14 protein-coding genes and 1 riboswitch are annotated in these 17,858 nt (G+C 57.8%); of the genes, 5 read left to right on the top strand and 9 right to left on the bottom strand.

Going from position 1 to position 17,858, the window contains the following annotated elements; all coding sequences use genetic code 11:
- The 4 genes from polB to araB form a co-directional block, all read right to left on the bottom strand.
- A complete protein-coding gene (gene polB, locus FQK12_RS24285) occupies nucleotides 1–2,358 on the bottom strand; it encodes a DNA polymerase II (protein WP_014227899.1) in 2,358 nt (785 codons plus the stop codon).
- Nucleotides 2,359–2,515: 157 nt separating this feature from the next.
- On the bottom strand, nucleotides 2,516–3,211 hold the full coding sequence (gene araD / locus FQK12_RS24290; RefSeq protein WP_014227900.1) for an L-ribulose-5-phosphate 4-epimerase: 696 nt from the start codon (nucleotides 3,209–3,211) through the stop codon (nucleotides 2,516–2,518).
- Between the two features lie 72 nt (nucleotides 3,212–3,283).
- Nucleotides 3,284–4,786, bottom strand: coding sequence for an L-arabinose isomerase (gene araA / locus FQK12_RS24295; RefSeq protein WP_004098541.1), 1,503 nt, complete (start codon nucleotides 4,784–4,786; stop codon nucleotides 3,284–3,286).
- Nucleotides 4,787–4,796: 10 nt separating this feature from the next.
- Entirely contained in the window at nucleotides 4,797–6,506 is a 1,710-nt protein-coding gene (araB, locus tag FQK12_RS24300; RefSeq protein ID WP_014227901.1) for a ribulokinase, read from the bottom strand.
- A 337-nt stretch (nucleotides 6,507–6,843) separates the two neighbouring features.
- Here araB and araC point away from each other — a divergent pair, with 337 nt between their 5' ends.
- Both araC and FQK12_RS24310 read left to right on the top strand, forming a co-directional pair.
- Entirely contained in the window at nucleotides 6,844–7,689 is an 846-nt protein-coding gene (araC, locus tag FQK12_RS24305) for an arabinose operon transcriptional regulator AraC (protein WP_004098545.1), read from the top strand.
- Between the two features lie 128 nt (nucleotides 7,690–7,817).
- Nucleotides 7,818–8,585, top strand: a complete 768-nt coding sequence (locus FQK12_RS24310; RefSeq protein WP_014227902.1) for a DedA family protein — start codon at nucleotides 7,818–7,820, stop codon at nucleotides 8,583–8,585.
- Here the strand turns inward: FQK12_RS24310 and thiQ are convergent.
- The 4 genes from thiQ to sgrR all read right to left on the bottom strand — a co-directional run bounded on the left by thiQ (nucleotide 8,572) and on the right by sgrR (nucleotide 13,713).
- Complete coding sequence (thiQ, locus tag FQK12_RS24315) at nucleotides 8,572–9,273, bottom strand: thiamine ABC transporter ATP-binding protein ThiQ (protein ID WP_014227903.1); 702 nt, start codon at nucleotides 9,271–9,273, stop codon at nucleotides 8,572–8,574. The two genes, FQK12_RS24310 and thiQ, sit on opposite strands and share 14 nt — an antisense overlap.
- Nucleotides 9,257–10,867 (bottom strand): thiamine/thiamine pyrophosphate ABC transporter permease ThiP, encoded by a 1,611-nt coding sequence (gene thiP / locus FQK12_RS24320; RefSeq protein ID WP_014227904.1) that lies wholly within the window; start codon nucleotides 10,865–10,867, stop codon nucleotides 9,257–9,259. The genes thiQ and thiP overlap by 17 nt, the downstream gene beginning before the upstream one ends.
- Nucleotides 10,843–11,826 (bottom strand): thiamine ABC transporter substrate binding subunit, encoded by a 984-nt coding sequence (thiB, locus tag FQK12_RS24325; RefSeq protein ID WP_038423359.1) that lies wholly within the window; start codon nucleotides 11,824–11,826, stop codon nucleotides 10,843–10,845. Before thiB ends, thiP begins: the two co-directional genes overlap by 25 nt.
- Before the next feature lie 31 nt (nucleotides 11,827–11,857).
- Nucleotides 11,858–12,020: riboswitch (TPP riboswitch) on the bottom strand.
- Nucleotides 12,021–12,057: 37 nt separating this feature from the next.
- A complete protein-coding gene (gene sgrR, locus FQK12_RS24330; RefSeq protein ID WP_014227906.1) occupies nucleotides 12,058–13,713 on the bottom strand; it encodes an HTH-type transcriptional regulator SgrR in 1,656 nt (551 codons plus the stop codon).
- A gap of 87 nt (nucleotides 13,714–13,800) precedes the next feature.
- On the opposite strand from sgrR, the gene sgrT reads away from it, so the two are divergent.
- Nucleotides 13,801–13,953: a glucose uptake inhibitor SgrT gene (gene sgrT / locus FQK12_RS24335; protein ID WP_004098552.1), complete on the top strand. Its 153-nt coding sequence runs from the start codon at nucleotides 13,801–13,803 to the stop codon at nucleotides 13,951–13,953.
- Nucleotides 13,954–14,181: 228 nt separating this feature from the next.
- Nucleotides 14,182–15,366 carry a sugar efflux transporter gene (locus tag FQK12_RS24340; protein WP_009654594.1) on the top strand — a complete coding sequence of 395 codons (1,185 nt, stop codon included), beginning with the start codon at nucleotides 14,182–14,184 and terminating at the stop codon, nucleotides 15,364–15,366.
- 47 nt (nucleotides 15,367–15,413) lie between these two features.
- On the opposite strand, the gene FQK12_RS24345 is transcribed toward FQK12_RS24340, so the two are convergent.
- Nucleotides 15,414–16,724 carry an MFS transporter gene (locus FQK12_RS24345; protein ID WP_038423358.1) on the bottom strand — a complete coding sequence of 437 codons (1,311 nt, stop codon included), beginning with the start codon at nucleotides 16,722–16,724 and terminating at the stop codon, nucleotides 15,414–15,416.
- 230 nt (nucleotides 16,725–16,954) lie between these two features.
- Between FQK12_RS24345 and FQK12_RS24350 the strand changes: the two genes are divergently transcribed.
- Entirely contained in the window at nucleotides 16,955–17,851 is an 897-nt protein-coding gene (locus FQK12_RS24350; protein WP_014227908.1) for a LysR family transcriptional regulator, read from the top strand.
- Nucleotides 17,852–17,858: the final 7 nt, after the last annotated feature.

Raw genomic sequence — 17,858 nt, forward strand, 5'->3', positions numbered from 1 at the left:
TCAAAATAGCCCCAGCTGCCCCGTCACTATTGTAGCAAAATCGTCGTCGACAAAGGGAAGTATTCCTTCGGCGACAGGCTCTAATTGCTTAGAAAGATAGTGTTCATAATCCAGCGGTGACTGCTGATAATCCACCGGCTCCGGCCCGCCGGTAGTCCAGACGTATTTAATGCTGCCGCGCTGCTGATACTGCTGCGGCCTGCCCAGCCTGACGTTTTGCTCATCAGCGAGCCTGGCCGCGCGCACGTGCGGCGGCACGTTGCGCTGATACTCCGCCAGCGGACGGCGCAGGCGCTTGCGGTAGACCAGCCGATCGTCAAGCTCGCCGTTCATCAGCTTATCAATGGTTTCGCGCACGTAATCGCGATAGGGCTGATGGCGGAAAATGCGCAGATAAAGCTCCTGCTGAAACTGCTGGGCCAGCGGCGTCCAGTCGGTGCGTACCGTCTCCAGCCCTTTAAACACCATGCGCTGCTCGCTGCCTTCCTGAATCATCCCGGCGTAGCGCTTTTTACTGCCGGTATCCGCGCCGCGAATGGTGGGCATGAGAAAGCGGCAGAAGTGGGTTTCGAACTCCAGCTCGAGGGTGCTGACAAGCCCCTCTTTGCTCAGCTCCGCCGCCCACCATTCGTTGACGAAGGCCACCAGCGAGCGGCCGATGCTGCTGGCTTCCTCTTCGCTGTGGGATCGCTTGAGCCACACGAAGGTGGAGTCGGTATCGCCGTAGATAACGTCATAGCCCTGGGATTCAATCAGCGCTTTGGTCTGGCGCATAATCGCGTGGCCGCGCATGGTGATGGATGAGGCCAGACGCGGATCGAAAAAGCGGCAGGCGCTGGTACCGAGCACGCCGTAGAAGGCGTTCATAATGATTTTCAGCGCCTGCGACAGCGGTTTGTTTTTATGCTGCTTGGCCTCGTCGCGCCCGTGCCAGATTTGCCCGACGATCCCCGGCAGGCAGTGTCTTTCTCGCGAGAAGCGCGCGCCGAGAAAGCCTTCGGTGCTGTGGGCGTCATCGGGCTGCGCCAGACCTTCCACCAGCCCTACCGGGTCGATCAGAAAGGTGCGGATAATCGACGGGTACAGGCTTTTGTAGTCCAGCACCAGCACCGAGTCGTAGAGGCCGGGGCGGGAGTCCATCACGTAGCCGCCGGGGCTGGCCTGCGGCGGCACTTCACCGAGGTTCGGCGCGACGTAGCCGAGCCGGTGCATGCGCGGGAAATAGAGATGGCTGAAGGCGGCGACCGAACCGCCGTGGCGATCCGCGGGCAGGCCGTTGACCGTCGCGCGCTCCAGCAAAAACGGCATGATCTCGGTTTTATGGAAGATGCGCGTGACCAGCTCGCAGTCCTGCAGGTTATAGGTGGCCAGCGCCGGTTTATCCTGGTGAAAGCGGCGATCGATTTCATCCATCCGATCCCAAGGATTATCAATGGCCTTGCCCTCGCCGAGCAGCTCGCGGGCGACCGACTCCAGCGCAAAAGAGGAGAAGTTCCAGAACGCGGATTTCAGCGCCTCGATGCCATCGATAATCAGGCGGCCGTTGGCCTGAGCAAAGAAGACGCCATTCTTAAAACCGTGTTCGCGCCACTCCAGTTCGCTGTTGCCGCGGCCGAGCAGCAGCGGGATGCGATAGCGCTCGGCGTGCTTTTGCAGGACGCGTAAATCAAACTGCACCACGTTCCAGCCGATCAGCACGTCCGGGTCGTGGGCGGCAAACCAGGCGTTAAGCTTTTCCAGCAGCAGCGGGCGGCTGGCGACGTACTCCAGTTCGAAATCGACGGCAGGCGGGGTGGCCGGTTCCGGCCCTAACATATAGACGACCCGCTGGCCGCAGCCTTCAAGGCCGATGCAGTAGAGCTCGCCGTGGCGGCTGGTTTCGATGTCCAGCGACACCCACTTTAGGGGCGGCCGGTAGTGGGGATTGGGCTTCATCCGCGCGTTGACCAGCCGCTGACCGCGCGACTCGCCTTCAACCCACACCGGGGCGGTGATAAAGCGCTCCATCAGATAGCGCTCCGGCGGGCGAACGTCGCCTTCATATACCGTGACGCCGTTTTCGCGCAGCTTTTTTTCCAGCCGCATCAGCTGGCGGTGAGCGCGGCAGTAGAGACCAAACACCCGCTGGCGATGAAAATCTTGCAGAGTGAGCGCAGCAAGGCGATGGCCGTTTTCGCCCTGCAGCAGGCGTTCAGCCTGCGGGCGCTGCGATTCGGGAATGAACGCGACGGATTCCTGCGGCGGCAGGGTGACCTCAAGCGGGCCGTCATCGGTCGCCAGCCAGAATGTCAGTTCGGTGCCCTGCGGGGTATCCCGCCAGTGACGGGTGAGTAAAAAACCTGCTCGTGGCTGCGTCACGCCGTGCTCTCATCAGTAAAAACCAGGCCTGATTATAGCCTGGTTCACCAAATGATGCTGGGGTTTTATACAGGTGTGGCGCGCTGTTTCCCGGACTTAGCCGGGCTACCAGCCTGTAGCCCCGCTAAGCGCAGCGCGAGCCGGGAATGCTGCGGCCTTACTGCCCGTAATAGGCTTTCGCGCCGTGCTTGCGCAGATAGTGTTTATCCAGCAGCGTTTGCTGCATCTCCGGCAGCTGCGGCGCCAGCTGGCGGCAGAAGATGCCCATATAGGCGATCTCTTCCAGCACGATAGCGTTATGCACCGCGTCTTCGGCGTTTTTCCCCCAGGCAAACGGGCCGTGCGAGTGCACCAGCACGCCGGGCATTTGCGCCGGATCGATACCTTTTTCACGGAAGGTTTCAACGATCACTTCGCCGGTTTGCCACTCGTACTCGCCGTTGATCTCATCGTCGGTCATCAAACGGGTACAGGGGACCGCGCCGTAGAAATAGTCGGCGTGGGTGGTGCCGGTAGCGGGAATCGACTGTCCGGCCTGCGCCCAGATGGTGGCGTGACGCGAATGGGTATGAACAATGCCGCCCAGCGTCGGGAATGCCTGATACAGCAGACGGTGGGTTGGCGTATCCGAAGAGGGCTTTTTCTTGCCTTCCACCACGTCGCCGGTCTCCAGGCTGACCACCACCATATCCTCGGCGGTCATGACGCTGTAGTCGACGCCGGAGGGTTTAATCACCAGCACGCCCCGTTCACGGTCGACGGCGCTGACGTTGCCCCAGGTGAGGGTAACCAGATTGTGCTTTGGCAGGGCCAGGTTGGCTTCGAGAACCTGGCGTTTAAGATCTTCTAACATACTGTGCTCCGAATTGCTGGCGAGTCAGTTCCCCTCACCCGCACCCTCAGGGAGAGGGTGAGGGGACGGCCCTTAGCGTTTTGAACCGTAATACACTTCGTTCCAGCGCAGCGCGTCCTTGAAGGAGGGCAGACGGGTTTCGTTATCAATCACGGTCAGCTCGATATCCTGCAGCTCGGCAAACTGGCGCATATCGTCGAGGGTGAGCGCATGGCTGAAGACGGTGTGGTGCGCGCCGCCGGCGATGATCCAGGCTTCGGACGCGGTGCGCAGATCCGGATGCGCTTTCCACAAGGCGTTGGCCACCGGCAGCTTCGGCAGTTCGTGCGGCGTTTTCACCGTTTCAATGGTGTTCACCAGCAGACGATAGCGATCGCCGAGATCGATCAGGCTGGCGACGATCGCCGGGCCGGTCTGGGTGTTAAAGATGATGCGCGCCGGATCGGCTTTCCCGCCGATGCCCAGCGGCTGCACGTCGAGAATCGGTTTTTCAGGGGTGGCGATGGTCGGGCAGACTTCCAGCATATGCGAGCCCAACGCCAGATCGTTGCCTTTCTCGAAGTGGTAGGTGTAATCCTCCATAAAGGAGGTGCCGCCCTGCAGACCGGTTGCCATCACCTTCATGATGCGAAGCAGAGCGGCGGTTTTCCAGTCGCCCTCGCCCGCAAAGCCGTAGCCCTGCTGCATCAGACGCTGCACGGCGAGACCCGGAAGCTGTTTCAGGCCGTGTAAATCTTCAAAGGTGGTGGTGAACGCGTGGAAGCCGCCCTGTTCCAGGAAGCGCTTCATCCCCAGCTCAATGCGCGCGGCATCGAGAAGGTTCTGCCGCTTATCGCCGTGGATTTGCACCGCGGGGGTCAGGCGATAGCTGCTTTCATACTCATCCACCAGGGCGCTGATTTCACCGTCGGTGACCGCATTGACGACCTGCACCAGATCGCCCACCGCCCAGGTGTTAACCGAGAAGCCAAACTTAATCTGCGCGGCGACTTTATCCCCGTCGGTGACCGCCACTTCGCGCATGTTATCGCCGAAACGGCACACTTTCAGGTGGCGGGTATCCTGTTTAGAGACCGCCTGGCGCATCCACGCGCCGATGCGCTGATGGGCTTCTTTATCCTGCCAGTGGCCGGTCACCACGCTGTGCTGCTGACGCATGCGGGCGCCGATGAAGCCAAATTCGCGGCCGCCGTGGGCGGTCTGGTTCAGGTTCATAAAGTCCATATCGATGCTGTCCCACGGCAGGGCCGCGTTGAACTGGGTATGGAACTGCATCAGCGGTTTATTCAGGATCGTGAGGCCATTGATCCACATTTTCGCCGGCGAGAAGGTATGCAGCCACACCACCATCCCGGCGCACTTATCATCGTAGTTTGCGTCGCGGCAGATATGGGTGATCTCATCCGGCGTGGTACCCAGCGGCTTAAGCACCAGTTTGCACGGCAGTTTGGCTTCCGCATTCAGGCTGTTCACCACATGTTCTGCGTGCTTTGTCACCTGACGTAGCGCTTCAGGGCCGTACAGATGCTGGCTACCGATAACGAACCACACTTCATAGTTATTAAAAATCGTCATTTTCATGTCCTTAATGGGTGAGGGCTGCCTGAGATTGCGGCGCGGATTCCGCTTTTGCAGTCGAAGGGAGATAACGTTGTTCCGCGCTGAGCGACCACTGCTGGTAGCGCTGATAGAGTTGTTCGAAGCGTTGCGCCTGCGCCGGACGAGGCTGCAGGGTACTTTCCACCTGGCTGGCCATGTTTTCCTGCGCGGCAGGGATATCGCGGTATACGCCGGCGGCAACGGCGGCGAAGATAGCCGCGCCCAGGGCGCAGCACTGATCGGACGCGACGATTTGCAGCGGGCGATTCAGCACATCGCAGCAGGCCTGCATGATCACCGGGTTTTTGCGCGCGATGCCGCCGAGCGCCATCACGTTATTGACCGGGATCCCCTGTTCGGTGAAGCACTCCATAATGGCGCGGGCGCCAAAAGCGGTGGCGGCAATCAGTCCGCCGAACAGCGCCGGGGCGTCGGTGGCGAGGTTCAGATCGGTAATGACCCCTTTCAGACGCTGGTTGGCATTCGGCGTACGGCGGCCGTTAAACCAGTCCAGCACCACCGGCAGGTGGTCAAGAGACGGATTTTTTGCCCATGCGTCGGTCAGCGCGGGCAGCAGCTGTTTCTGGCTGGCTTTGATCTGCTCTTTGAGTTCCGGGTGGGCCTGCGCCAGCTGCTCCAGCGGCCAGCCGAGAATGCGGCCAAACCAGGCGTAGATGTCGCCAAAAGCGGATTGCCCCGCTTCCATACCGATAAAGTCAGGCACGACGCTGCCGTCGACCTGGCCGCAAATCCCTTGCACCGTGCGCTCGCCAACGCTCTGTTTATCGGCGATCAGAATGTCGCAGGTGGAGGTGCCGATAACTTTGACCAGCGCGTTTGGCTGCGCACCGGCGCCGACGGCGCCCATATGGCAGTCGAATGCGCCGCCGGAGATGGCGACGGTTTGCGGCAGGCCCAGGCGCGCGGCCCATTCGGCGGTGAGCGTGCCGACCGGGATATCCGCAGTCCAGGTATCGCTGAACATCGGGTAGGCCAGGCTCTGGTTGATTATCGGGTCGAGTTCATCGAAGAAACCGGCAGGCGGCAGTCCGCCCCAGCTTTCATGCCAAAGGGATTTGTGCCCGGCGCTGCAGCGGCCGCGACGAATATCCTGCGGGCGGGTGGTCCCGGAAAGCAGGGCCGGCACCCAGTCGCACAGCTCAATCCACGACGCGGCGGCCTCGGCGACGGCGCTGTCCTGGCGGGTCACGTGGAGGATCTTGGCCCAGAACCATTCGCTGGAGTAGATACCGCCGATATAGCGGGAGTAATCCTCTTTGCCCGGCTGGTGACACAGGCGGGTAATCTCCTCCGCCTCCTCCACCGCGGTATGGTCCTTCCACAGCACGAACATGGCGTTGGGGTTGCTGGCGAACTCGTCGCGCAGCGCCAGCACGTTGCCGTCGGCGTCGATGGGCGCGGGGGTGGAGCCGGTGCTGTCAACGCCGATACCCACCACGGCAGCGCGCTGTTCGGCGCTAAGCGCGGCGAGGACGCTTTTCAGCGCGGCTTCCATTGATTCGATATAGTCGCGTGGATGATGGCGGAACTGGTTGTTCGGACCATCGCAAAATAGCCCCTCCTGCCAGCGCGGATACCACTCGACGCCTGCGGCGAGCTCTTCGCCGGTCGCGCACTCTACCGCCAGGGCGCGTACTGAATCACTGCCAAAATCGAGGCCAATCGCAATTGCCATACTGTTACTCCATGCTAAAAATCATTCATGGTGAAACAGTAGATATCTGGGCTGAAAACCGTCAGGCCGTATTCGCTAATCTTATGGACTATATTGCTGTGACGTCGCAAAGTGTGACGCCGTGCAAATATTCAATGTGGACTTTCCTGCCGTCTTTATAGACACTTCAGTTATGCGCTGAAAGCGCCTGAACTGTGCGCCGTGCTCAGTTTTTATCGAGAAGAGGCGGGTTTTAATTCATTTTCTAACCCGCGTCGCAGCATGAGCGACCAGCCAGAGGATAAAATACAAGGTATGGACAATTGGTGTCCTTAATGTCTCCTGGAGAGCAGAGTTTATGGCCGAAACGCAAAACGATCCTTTGTTGCCGGGTTACTCTTTTAACGCCCATCTGGTGACGGGCCTGACGCCAATTGAAGCCGATGGCTATCTTGATTTCTTTATTGACCGTCCGCTGGGCATGAAGGGCTATATCCTTAATCTGACGATTCGCGGCGAAGGTGTGATCAATAACCACGGGGAGCAGTTTATCTGCCGGCCTGGCGATATGCTGCTGTTCCCGCCGGGAGAGATTCACCATTATGGCCGCCATCCCGATGCCCGCGAGTGGTATCACCAGTGGGTCTATTTCCGGCCGCGCGCCTACTGGCATGAATGGCTTAACTGGCCAACGATTTTTGCCCAGACCGGCTTTTTCCGCCCGGATGAGCAGTGGCAGGCGCGCTTTGGCGAACTGTTCGGGCAGATTGTGGAGGCCGGGCAGGGCGCCGGGCGTTACTCCGAGCTGCTGGCGATCAATCTTATGGAGCAGCTGCTGCTCAGGCGCATGGAAGCTATCAACGAATCGCTGCATCCGCCGCTGGATAACCGGGTGCGCGATGCCTGCCAGTACATCAGCGATCATCTGGCGGACAGCCATTTCGATATTGCCAGCGTCGCCCAGCACGTGTGCCTGTCGCCGTCGCGCCTGTCGCATCTGTTCCGCCAGCAGCTGGGGATCAGCGTACTGGGGTGGCGGGAGGATCAGCGCATTAGCCAGGCCAAGCTGCTGCTGAGCACGACGCGGATGCCGATCGCGACCGTTGGCCGTAACGTCGGTTTTGAGGACCAGCTCTACTTTTCGCGCGTGTTTAAGAAATGCACCGGCGCCAGCCCGAGCGAGTTTCGCGCAGGGTGTGAATAAAAAGTAAAGAAAGTGAAATGATGGCCCGGATTTTTAACACAGCCAGTAAACTATACAAACAAATGATGGCTTGACGAAGTATGAACGGCTCCGGAGAATCCGTGCTTCGTTTTTAAACCGGGTACATTATGCAAGCATTGCTGGAACACTTTATTACTCAATCCACGGTCTATTCTCTGATAGCCGTTCTGCTGGTCGCCTTCCTCGAGTCGCTGGCGCTGGTGGGGCTTATCTTACCGGGAACGGTGATGATGGCCGGATTGGGGGCGCTGATCGGCAGCGGCGAGGTTAACTTCTGGCAGGCGTGGCTGGCGGGGATTATCGGCTGTTTGCTCGGCGACTGGATTTCATTCTGGCTTGGCTGGCGGTTTAAAAAGCCGCTGCATCGCTGGTCTTTTTTGAAGAAAAACAAAGCGCTGCTGGATAAAACCGAACATGCGCTGCATCAGCACAGCATGTTTACGATTCTGATTGGCCGCTTTGTCGGGCCCACGCGTCCGCTGGTGCCGATGGTCGCCGGAATGCTCGATCTGCCGGTCGCGAAGTTCATCCCGCCGAATATCATCGGCTGCCTGCTGTGGCCGCCGCTCTACTTCTTACCGGGAATCCTTGCCGGGGCGGCCATTGATATCCCGGCCGATGAGAATAGCGCCAGCTTTAAGTGGCTGCTGCTGGGGGCGGCACTGCTGGCGTGGCTGGCGGCGTGGCTATGCTGGCGGCTGTGGCGCAGCGCCAAAAGCGCTGGCGATCGTCTCACCCGGTTTCTGCCGCGTTCGCGCCTGCTGTGGCTCGCTCCGCTCATGGTGTGCGCCGCCGGCGCGGCGCTGGTGTTTGCCTTCCGTCATCCGCTGATGCCGGTCTATCTCGACATCCTGCATAAGGTTATTTTGCGCTAATTCCCAGCAGCGCCGAGGCGCTGCTGTTGCCGCTGAGCAGCGCGGCGGTCGCGCCATCCCAGGCAATGCGTCCCTCAGCCACGACCACCGACCGCGGCGCGATGCGCGCCGCATCTTCCACGCTGTGCGAGACCATCAGCAGCGTCAGCTGCCGCTGCTGGCAGACATCGGCAACCAGCGTCAGCATCTCCAGCCTCAGCGCGGGATCGAGCGCCGAGAAGGGCTCATCCAGCAGCAGTACCGGCTGCTGGCGCACCAGACAGCGCGCCAGCGCCGCACGCTGGCGCTGGCCGCCGGAAAGCTCGCCCGGCAGCCGCTCTAACATCGCGTCAATCCCCATCTGTCCGGCAATCGCCTGCAGATGGGCGGATTGATCCGCGTTCAGCTTGAGCCCCGGATGCATTCCCAGCGCAATGTTCTGGCGGATGGTGAGATGGTTGAACAGATTATTTTCCTGAAACAGCATCGATACCGGACGACGCGCGGGCGGCGTGTGGGTATGGGGCTGGCCGTCGAGCGCGATACTGCCGCTGGCGGGCGTTAAAAAACCGGCAATCAGGTTCAGCAGCGTGCTTTTTCCGGCCCCGCTCGGGCCAAGAACCGCGATGCGCTCACCGCGTTCGACGGAAAGCGTAAAACGCATCGGCAGATGCTGGTAAAGCCAGGTCACATCATTCAGTTTTAGCATCGCGTCCCGGAAGTTTTTCAATCACGCTAAAGAGTAAAAAGCACAGCAGCAGAAGCAGAAGGGCGGTCACGGCGCCGTCCTGGCTACGGTAAGAACCAATTTGCTGATACAGATAAAAGGGCAGCGTACGGAAATCTTCGTTGCCGAACAGCGCCACGACGCCGAAATCGCCAATCGATAGCACGCAGGCGAAGGCCAGCGCCTGGGCCAGCGGCCGCTTTAAAGCGCGAAGCTCAACCACCCGAAGGCGGGTGAAGCCGTGCATCCCCAGCGACTGGCAGAGGGTGCCGTAGCGGGCGGCGATATCGCGCATCGGATTTTCCAGTACCTTGAGCGCATAGGGGATTGCCATCAGCGCATTGGTGAAAATCACGATACCGTCGGCGGACTCGGGCAGGCCCACGCTGTTATTGAGCAACAGGAAGAAACCGGTGGCCAGCACGATGCCCGGCATGGCGAGGATCAGCATCCCGCTCAGCTCAAGCGCCTGACCGGCCAGAGGGTGACGGCGGGCGCGAAGCTCGCGGCTGCTCCAGAGCAGCATCATGGTAAGGATGACGCTTAAGAGCCCGGCGGCAAGCGCGATACGCAGCGACGTCCACAGCGCCTGCCACAGCGCCGGCTGATGCAGCACGCTCAGCAGATTGCTGTTCAGCCCGTCGCCTATCACCGCCAGCAGCGGCGGCAGCAGCAGTAAAAGCGCCGCGCCAATCAGCGCCGCGTCGCACAGCCGGCTGTACAGCCGGTCGTCGGGATCGCGCCAGCCGCGAATATGGCTGGCCCCGATGGCGAGGGCTTTACTCAGGCGCTGGCTAAGCAGCACCAGCCCGAGGCAGCAGACCATCTGGATAAGCGCCAGCATCGCCGCGCGCGCCGGGTCGTAGTCGAAATTAAGGGCCTGGTAAATCGCCAGTTCGATGGTGGTCGCCCGCGGGCCGCCGCCCAGCGACAGCACGGTCGCAAAGCTGGCGAAACAGAGCATAAAGATCAGCGCCGCGACCGGTGGAATTTGCCGGCGCAGCCACGGCCACTCGACCAGCCGGAAGAAGACGTAGCCGCGCATGCCGAGCTGGGCGGCGATTTGCCGCTGTTCGCCGGGGATATTTTCCAGCGTCTGCAGCAGCAGGCGCGTGGCCATCGGCATATTAAAGAATACGTGCGCCAGCAGGATCCCCTGTAGCCCGTAGGGCGTGAATTCCCACTGCCAGCCAAAAACGTGGCATAGCTGGGCCAGCCAGCCCTGACGACCGTAGACGCTAAGAATGCCGAAGACCGCCACCAGTACCGGCAGAATTAAGGTCATCGCGCAAAGGCGCAGCAGCAGCGTGCGCCCTGGGAAGCGACGCCGGTACAGGGCGCGGGCGAGGAATATCGCCGGTAGCACCGAAAAAAGCGCGGAAAGGAAGGCCTGCCAGAAGGAGAAACGCACCACGTGCCAGAGATAGCTGTCGCGGATAAGCGCGTTCCAGGAGGTCTCCGGAGCGCTGAACCATAGCGCCAGAAAGGCGGCCAGCGCCACGACGACCAGCACGATGGCCGCCGTGAGTCCCGGCAGGAGCCAGCCGAAAGCTAGCGGCTGACGGCGCGTTGCCATGCGCTAATCCAGTTCTGACGTTCGGCGGCCACCTGTTGCGGTGTGAATTCGAGGGTCGTTTGCGGTTTCATCAGCGCGTCAAAGCCTGCCGGAAGCGCAACCGTCGTCACCGGATACATCCAGTTGCCGGTGGGGATCGCGTTCTGGAAGCCCGGCGATACCATAAATTTAAGGAACTTTTCCGCCAGCTCCGGCTGTTTGCTGGCCGCGGTGCGGGCGGCTACCTCAACCTGCAGGTAGTGGCCTTCAGCGAAGTTTGCCGCGGCGTAGTTATCTTTTTTCTCTTCGATAATGTGGTAAGCCGGGGAGGTGGTGTAGCTCAGCACCAGATCGCTTTCGCCTTTCAGGAACAGGCCGTAGGCTTCGCTCCAGCCCTTGGTAACGGTAACGGTTTTCGCCGCCAGCTTCTGCCAGGCTTCCGGCGCTTTATTGCCGTAGACTTTTTGCATCCACAGCAGCAGGCCCAGGCCCGGCGTACTGGTGCGCGGATCTTCATAAATCACCCGCCATTTTTGCTCGCCCTCAACCAGCTCTTTCAGGCTTTTCGGCGGATTTTTCAGCTTGTTTTTATCGTAAACAAAGGCGAAGTAGCCGTAATCGAACGGCACGAAGGTGTCGTTGTCCCAGCCGCCGGGCACGCTGACCGCGCTGGCCGGGACGCCGCTTTTGGCGAACAGCTTGCTTTGCAAAGCGGCTTCCAGCAGGTTGTTATCCAGCCCCAGCACCACGTCGGCTTTGCTGTTTTTGCCTTCCATTCGCAGGCGGTTGAGCAGCGAGACGCCATCTTCCAGCGCCACGAACTTCAGCTCGCAGCCGCAGTCGGCTTCAAAGGCTTTTTTAACCGCCGGGCCCGGGCCCCAGTCGGCGGAGAACGAGTCGTAGGTATAAACGGTGAGCAGCGGTTTGGCAAAAACGGGCGCGGCGACCAGCGCCAGCAGGGGGAGTAATTTTTTCAACACTTTGCACCTCAGAAAAAGGGGTGGCAAAGGATTTTGAGAGGGCCTCAAATCCCTTCGCCGGCGTTATCCGGATCAGGTTCGACGGGTATTTTCTCAGCCCATACGCTTTATCTTCGGGTTGCTTCTGCGCTAACCGCGCGTTGAGGCAACTTGAATGAGATTGCGTATGTTTATTAGCACCCCGTTGAGAACGGCAGTTAGTGTAATGATTTTGTTTGCCAACGGAAAGCATTACGGCTCCGGCGGCGCGAACCACGCGGACTTAAAGTCAAACCAGCCGAGCGTGTTCATGCGTACGCCGCGCATGCTGCGCTGCCCCTGGATCATCAGCCAGTGGTGGATCAGCGGCACCACGGTTTGATTGGCCAACAGCTGCTGACTCCAGGTGGCCGGGTTCAGCTCGCCCGCGCGCCAGCGAGCGGCGTCCTGTTCCCAGTCGATGGGGATACAGTTGCGAATCAGCGGAACTTCATACAGCCAGGCAAACAGGGAGAAATCGATCGGCAGCGTAAAGTTGGCGCTGTTGAGCCATACGTCGCTGACCACCTCCCCGCGGTGCCACTCCTGATACTCCAGCTCCTGGATCTCCAGTTTAACCTGATGCTCGGCCAGCAGCGTTGCCATGATCCCGCCCATCACGCGATGCTCGACGTGATCCTGGTAGTAGGTCAGCCTGACCGTCTCAAGGCCGGCAGGCTTCTCGCAGGCGTGGCTGCGCGCATGATGCCAGCGGGGCAGCAGGCCATACGCCGGGAACCAGTTGCCCTGATAGTGCTCGCCCGCGTGATAGAGCAGGTTAGCGGGCTGGAACACATAGCTTAGCCACTGGCGTACCGCGCTGTTACCGCCCAGCGGGCTGCGGGCGTCGAACAGCAGGTAATAACACCCCTCTTCCAGGCGGCTTTCCACCGCTTTTTCGCTTTGCGTGGTGCCCTGTAACGTCAACCCGCCGTTGGGTTCTTCGCTGATTTCCGGCAGGACCCAGACGTTCACTTCATCGATCAGCGCCCGGTAGCCGAAATAGTCATCGAAGGCGTGAATTTTGAGCTGATTCTGGTTATTACGCACAACCGAGTAGGGCCCGGTCCCCACGGGGATACTGGAGAAATTCTCCATCGTTCGCCACTCATGCGGGAGGATCATGGCCGGGACCTGGCTTAACAACCACGGCAGCCAGCGGTCGGGCTGGCGGAGATGAATGTCGAGGGTCCATGCGGTGGGAGAGTCGATGCGCTCGATATGAGAGAACAGCGGCAGGGCGTTGCTGCGCTGCAGAGAGGTAATGACATCTTCCATCTCCAGCTCTCGTCCATGATGAAAATGAATCCCCGGACGCAGAAAAAAGCGCCAGTGGGTGGGGGCGATCTGCTGCCAATGGTGAGCAATATCGGCCTCCAGTTCCCCATTTTCCTCATTTACCCGCGTCAGGGCGCTAAAAATCTGCCGGGCAATATGCGTTTCCGAGCGGCGCAGCGCGCTGCCGGGCAGCAGATTTTTCATCGGCCGATAGTAGAGCACGCGCAGGATATGCCGGCCCTGACGAAAGCTGCGGCCTAAATGGGAAACCAGCATTTGCCGGACGGCGGCTTTATCGCCAACCAGCTGCACCAGCTGATCGATTCTGTCCTGATCCAGCAGATCTTCCGCCCTCTGCTGCTGCAGGGCGAGACCGGTATAGAGAAAAGAGAGGCGGGAGCGCTTGCCGCGCCCGGCCTCCGCCTCCCAGGTCAGCCAGCCGCGCGCTTCCATCATGTTGAGCAGGGTACGCATATGGCGGCGCGAGCAGCTTAGCATCTCTGCCAGCGCATTCAGCGTGGTCTCCTGCGACTTGCCATCGCAGCACTGCCACAGGCGGATGAACTGCTGTTGTAAACGACCGGAAGACATAAAAGGGGAACTCCTGATAAAAACTCAGCAATTTATTACTTCCTATATTAAGTCAATAATCAACATCGATGAAGCGAGGAGGTGAATATGATGGGGTCAACCATGAAACAGTTCTACCAACGCTACTTTTCTGCGACGCAGGATGCGTCCTGGCTGGCCCGCCTGATGGCAGGAAGACAGCAGAAAATGCTCGGCGAGCTGATGCAGTGGGGAGTTACGTCGCAGACCTCGGATCATTGACTTGCAGACATCATGTGTGACTGAGTATTGGTGTTATACTCGTCGTCTTTCAAGCTGCAGGTGCGTTGGCTGCGCCCGCTCGCCCAGGCCACATAGTTATCTATGTTTCCAGTGACTTACGTTCTGGCCGCCTGCCCGCAACTCGAAATCCATAGAGTATAGAATCACCCGCCAGCAGAATACTTCTGCTGGCTTTTTTCGTTTTCTTCGCGTGCTTAAGGATATTTCATGCTGTGGTTAATGACGATGGGGCGTCGTCTAAACGGCGTTTACGCCGCTTTTATGCTTGTCGCTTTCATGATGGGGATCGCCGGCGCGCTGCAGGCGCCGACGCTCAGCTTATTCCTCAGCCGCGAAGTGGGCGCGCAGCCGTTCTGGGTAGGACTGTTCTATACGGTTAACGCCATTGCCGGCATTCTGGTCAGCCTGGCGCTGGCTAAACGCTCCGACAGCCGGGGCGATCGCCGGCGGCTGATTATGTTTTGCTGCCTGATGGCGGTGGGAAACGCGCTGCTGTTCGCTTTTAATCGCCACTATCTGACGCTGATTACCTGCGGGGTTATGCTGGCCTCGGTGGCGAATGCCGCGATGCCGCAGCTTTTTGCCCTGGCGCGGGAATATGCCGATAGCTCGGCGCGCGAAGTGGTGATGTTCAGTTCGATAATGCGTGCGCAGCTTTCGCTGGCGTGGGTTATTGGTCCACCGCTGGCTTTTATGCTGGCGCTGAATTATGGCTTCACCACCATGTTTTCGATTGCCGCCGGGATCTTTGTTATAAGCCTGGCGCTGATCGCCGTCAAACTGCCCTCGGTCGCCCGCGTTGAGCAGCCTTCGGAAGGCGCTGACGTGCTGGTGCAGGCCGGAGGATGGCACGATAAAAACGTGCGGATGCTGTTTATCGCCTCCACGCTGATGTGGACCTGCAATACCATGTATATCATTGATATGCCTCTGTGGATCAGCAGCGATCTTGGCCTGCCGGACAGCCTTGCGGGGATTTTGATGGGCACCGCTGCCGGGCTGGAGATCCCGGCGATGATACTGGCGGGCTACTACGTTAAGCGCTGGGGCAAACGCAAGATGATGGTGACAGCGGTTGCGGCGGGCGTGCTGTTTTATATCGGTCTGATTCTGTTCCACGACCGCGTGGCGCTGCTGGTGCTACAGCTGTTTAATGCCGTATTTATCGGGATTGTTGCCGGGATTGGCATGCTGTGGTTTCAGGATCTGATGCCCGGACGGGCGGGCGCCGCGACGACGCTGTTTACCAACAGTATTTCCACCGGGGTGATTCTGGCGGGGGTGATTCAGGGCGCGCTGTCGCAAAGCTATGGTCACGCCAGCGTCTACTGGACGATTGCCGCAATTTCGCTGGTGACGCTGTTTATGACCAGCAGGGTGAAAGATATCTGAATCGCCACCCCTGTCCCGGCAGGATGCCGGGACAGGGGCTGGACAGGTTATTTCAACACGATCCTTTTAATATCGCCGATAATAAAAACATACGCGATAACGCCAACCAGCGCGGTTAAACCGATATAAATCAGCGCATAGAAAAAATTACCGGTCATGGATATGATAACCCCAATAATTAATGGGGTAATAATTGATGCCATATTAGCACAGAAGTTGAAAATGCCGCCGGTCAATCCGCCCATATTCTTAGGGGCAATGTCAGAAATAAGCGTCCAGCCGAGGCCAACCATACCCTGGCCAAAAAATGCAATCGACATAATAATAATGACAGCGGTGTTGCTATCGACCCAGTTAGCAATGATGATGCAGCTCGACAGTAGCAGTCCGGAAATAATTGGCAGCTTTCTGCTAATATTTACTGAGTTGGTTTTCTTTATTATTTTATCGGATACCCAACCGCCGAAAAAGATACCGATAGCCGCGGCCAGGAACGGCCAGGAGGCGAAGAAACCCACGTGAAGCCAGGGGAGGTGGCGTTCGTTAGCCAGATAAGTCGGGAACCATGTCAGGAAGAAAACCAGCGTGGTGTTACCGGCAAATTGACCAAGGCTGGCGCCGATGATTTGCCGGCAGCACAGCAGACGTTTCGCATCATGCCAGTTGAAAGGGATATTTTCATTGACGCATGCCGTATTTTCTACGCCGATATACTCCAGCTCTTCTTTATTTGCCGTTTTTGATTCATGTGGCTCGTGATAAAACTTCCACCATACAAAAGTAAACGCAATACCCAACCCACCGGTCAGGAAAAATAGCGTTCTCCAGCCATGATGCTCCAGAATTAAAAAAAGGAGCGGAGAGAATGCGGCCAGGCCAATATATTCACCGACGGTGTAAGTCGCCGTTGCCCGGGCGCGTTCATGCTGCGGAAACCATTTACTGACGACACGGCTATTAACCGGGAAACAGGGGGCTTCGCTGATGCCTAAGCCTAAACGCAGCAGCAGCAGCGATTTTAGGCCGACAGAAAAGCTTTGCAGTAAGGTAAAGGTTGACCAGAAAAAAATAGAAAGCGCGTAGGTCAGCTTATTGCCGAAGCGATCGAGAAACATCCCGCCGGGAATTTGCGCCAGAGCGTAGGTCCAGGCGAAAGCGGAAAAAACGATCCCCATCATGGCCGGGTCAATATCTATTTCGCTCGTTAACTTGGGCGCAACAATACCTAAAATAGTCCGATCGAGATAATTTATCATCGTCCCTATCGATAGTAACATTAAAATTACAATTCGCGTTTTAGTTCGCTTTTGCGTGGCCGACGGCAAAATCGGCCGTTCCTGAGCATCGATCGTCCTCATAGTGATTTCCTTTAAAGTTTAAAATATTTTTGCATGAATTTATGCAGGCAAAAATATTCTATTTGACGTTGACGCTATCGATGATAAGTCACGCTTTGTTACGGCTTCTGTGACATGGCATAACAATATTTGATATAACCCCGATATTTCTCCTTTTCGGCTCATCATCGATAGCCTGTATGGTATATTAGGGGCATGAGTTTTATTCTTATATTATACGAGCAAAAATAATGAACCTAAAGCAACTTTATTATTTTAAGCGGCTGGCAGAAACCGAGCACTACACTGAAGCTGCCTCCAGTCTTTTTATCACTCAACCCTCGCTAAGCCACGCCATATCTGAACTGGAGAAAGAGCTTGGCGTGGCGCTATTTGCCAGGAAAGGGCGTAATGTCAAAATTACGCAGAATGGTAAGCGCTTTCTGCCCTACGTCGAAGATGCCCTGGCCTCATTAGAGAATGGCCGCATGACGTTGCAAAAAAATAGCGACGAGAACAAGGAGAATATTCGCATTGCGTTTATTTACACCATGGGCGAATATGTTGTTCCGCAGTTAATTAATAAATATTCACTTTCACCATCTCGTCACAATGTGACATTTTCTTTTACTCAGGGAACGTCGTTAACGCTTCTGCAGGAACTGAAGGCCGGGAAAAGCGACCTGGCGATTTGTTCCTATATTGCGGATGAACCTGATATCGACTTTATTCCTATTATTCAGCAGGAGCTGGTCGTGGTGACGGCAAAAGATCACCCTCTGGCCAGGCTCTATGAAAATGAAGTCGACCTGGTGGAGACTATCCACTATCCCTATATCTATTTTTCAGAAAATAGCGGGTTACGCCCCTTTATTGATAACGTGTTTATGCAGCAAAAGCTGGTGCCGGATATTGCCTGCTACGTTGATGAGGATACGGCGATGGCGGGGCTGGTCAGTATTGATTACGGTATTGCGATTATGCCGCGAATTTCCGCGCTCTCGTATTACAACGTGCATATCCTGACGATTAAAAATGCGATTCCTCCGCGTTATATCTATCTGGCAACGATGAAAGAGCGGGTACTTTCTCCGGCGATTCAGTCATTTAAAGATGTCATTATTAATGACAGCCAAAAAATCCGCTAGCAACATC

This window comes from Klebsiella sp. ME-303 (genome assembly GCF_007910085.1).
Classification (GTDB): Bacteria; Pseudomonadota; Gammaproteobacteria; order Enterobacterales; family Enterobacteriaceae; genus Klebsiella; species Klebsiella michiganensis.

Coding starts and splice junctions, on each gene's coding strand:
- araC (WP_004098545.1), top strand. CDS start 6,844: ATGGCCGAAACGCAAAACGATCCTTTGTTGCCGGGTTACTCTTTTAAC.
- sgrR (WP_014227906.1), bottom strand. CDS start 13,713: ATGTCTTCCGGTCGTTTACAACAGCAGTTCATCCGCCTGTGGCAGTGC.
- sgrT (WP_004098552.1), top strand. CDS start 13,801: ATGATGGGGTCAACCATGAAACAGTTCTACCAACGCTACTTTTCTGCG.
- thiP (WP_014227904.1), bottom strand. CDS start 10,867: ATGGCAACGCGCCGTCAGCCGCTAGCTTTCGGCTGGCTCCTGCCGGGA.
- araD (WP_014227900.1), bottom strand. CDS start 3,211: ATGTTAGAAGATCTTAAACGCCAGGTTCTCGAAGCCAACCTGGCCCTG.
- araA (WP_004098541.1), bottom strand. CDS start 4,786: ATGACGATTTTTAATAACTATGAAGTGTGGTTCGTTATCGGTAGCCAG.
- FQK12_RS24340 (WP_009654594.1), top strand. CDS start 14,182: ATGCTGTGGTTAATGACGATGGGGCGTCGTCTAAACGGCGTTTACGCC.
- thiQ (WP_014227903.1), bottom strand. CDS start 9,273: ATGCTAAAACTGAATGATGTGACCTGGCTTTACCAGCATCTGCCGATG.
- FQK12_RS24345 (WP_038423358.1), bottom strand. CDS start 16,724: ATGAGGACGATCGATGCTCAGGAACGGCCGATTTTGCCGTCGGCCACG.
- FQK12_RS24350 (WP_014227908.1), top strand. CDS start 16,955: ATGAACCTAAAGCAACTTTATTATTTTAAGCGGCTGGCAGAAACCGAG.
- araB (WP_014227901.1), bottom strand. CDS start 6,506: ATGGCAATTGCGATTGGCCTCGATTTTGGCAGTGATTCAGTACGCGCC.
- FQK12_RS24310 (WP_014227902.1), top strand. CDS start 7,818: ATGCAAGCATTGCTGGAACACTTTATTACTCAATCCACGGTCTATTCT.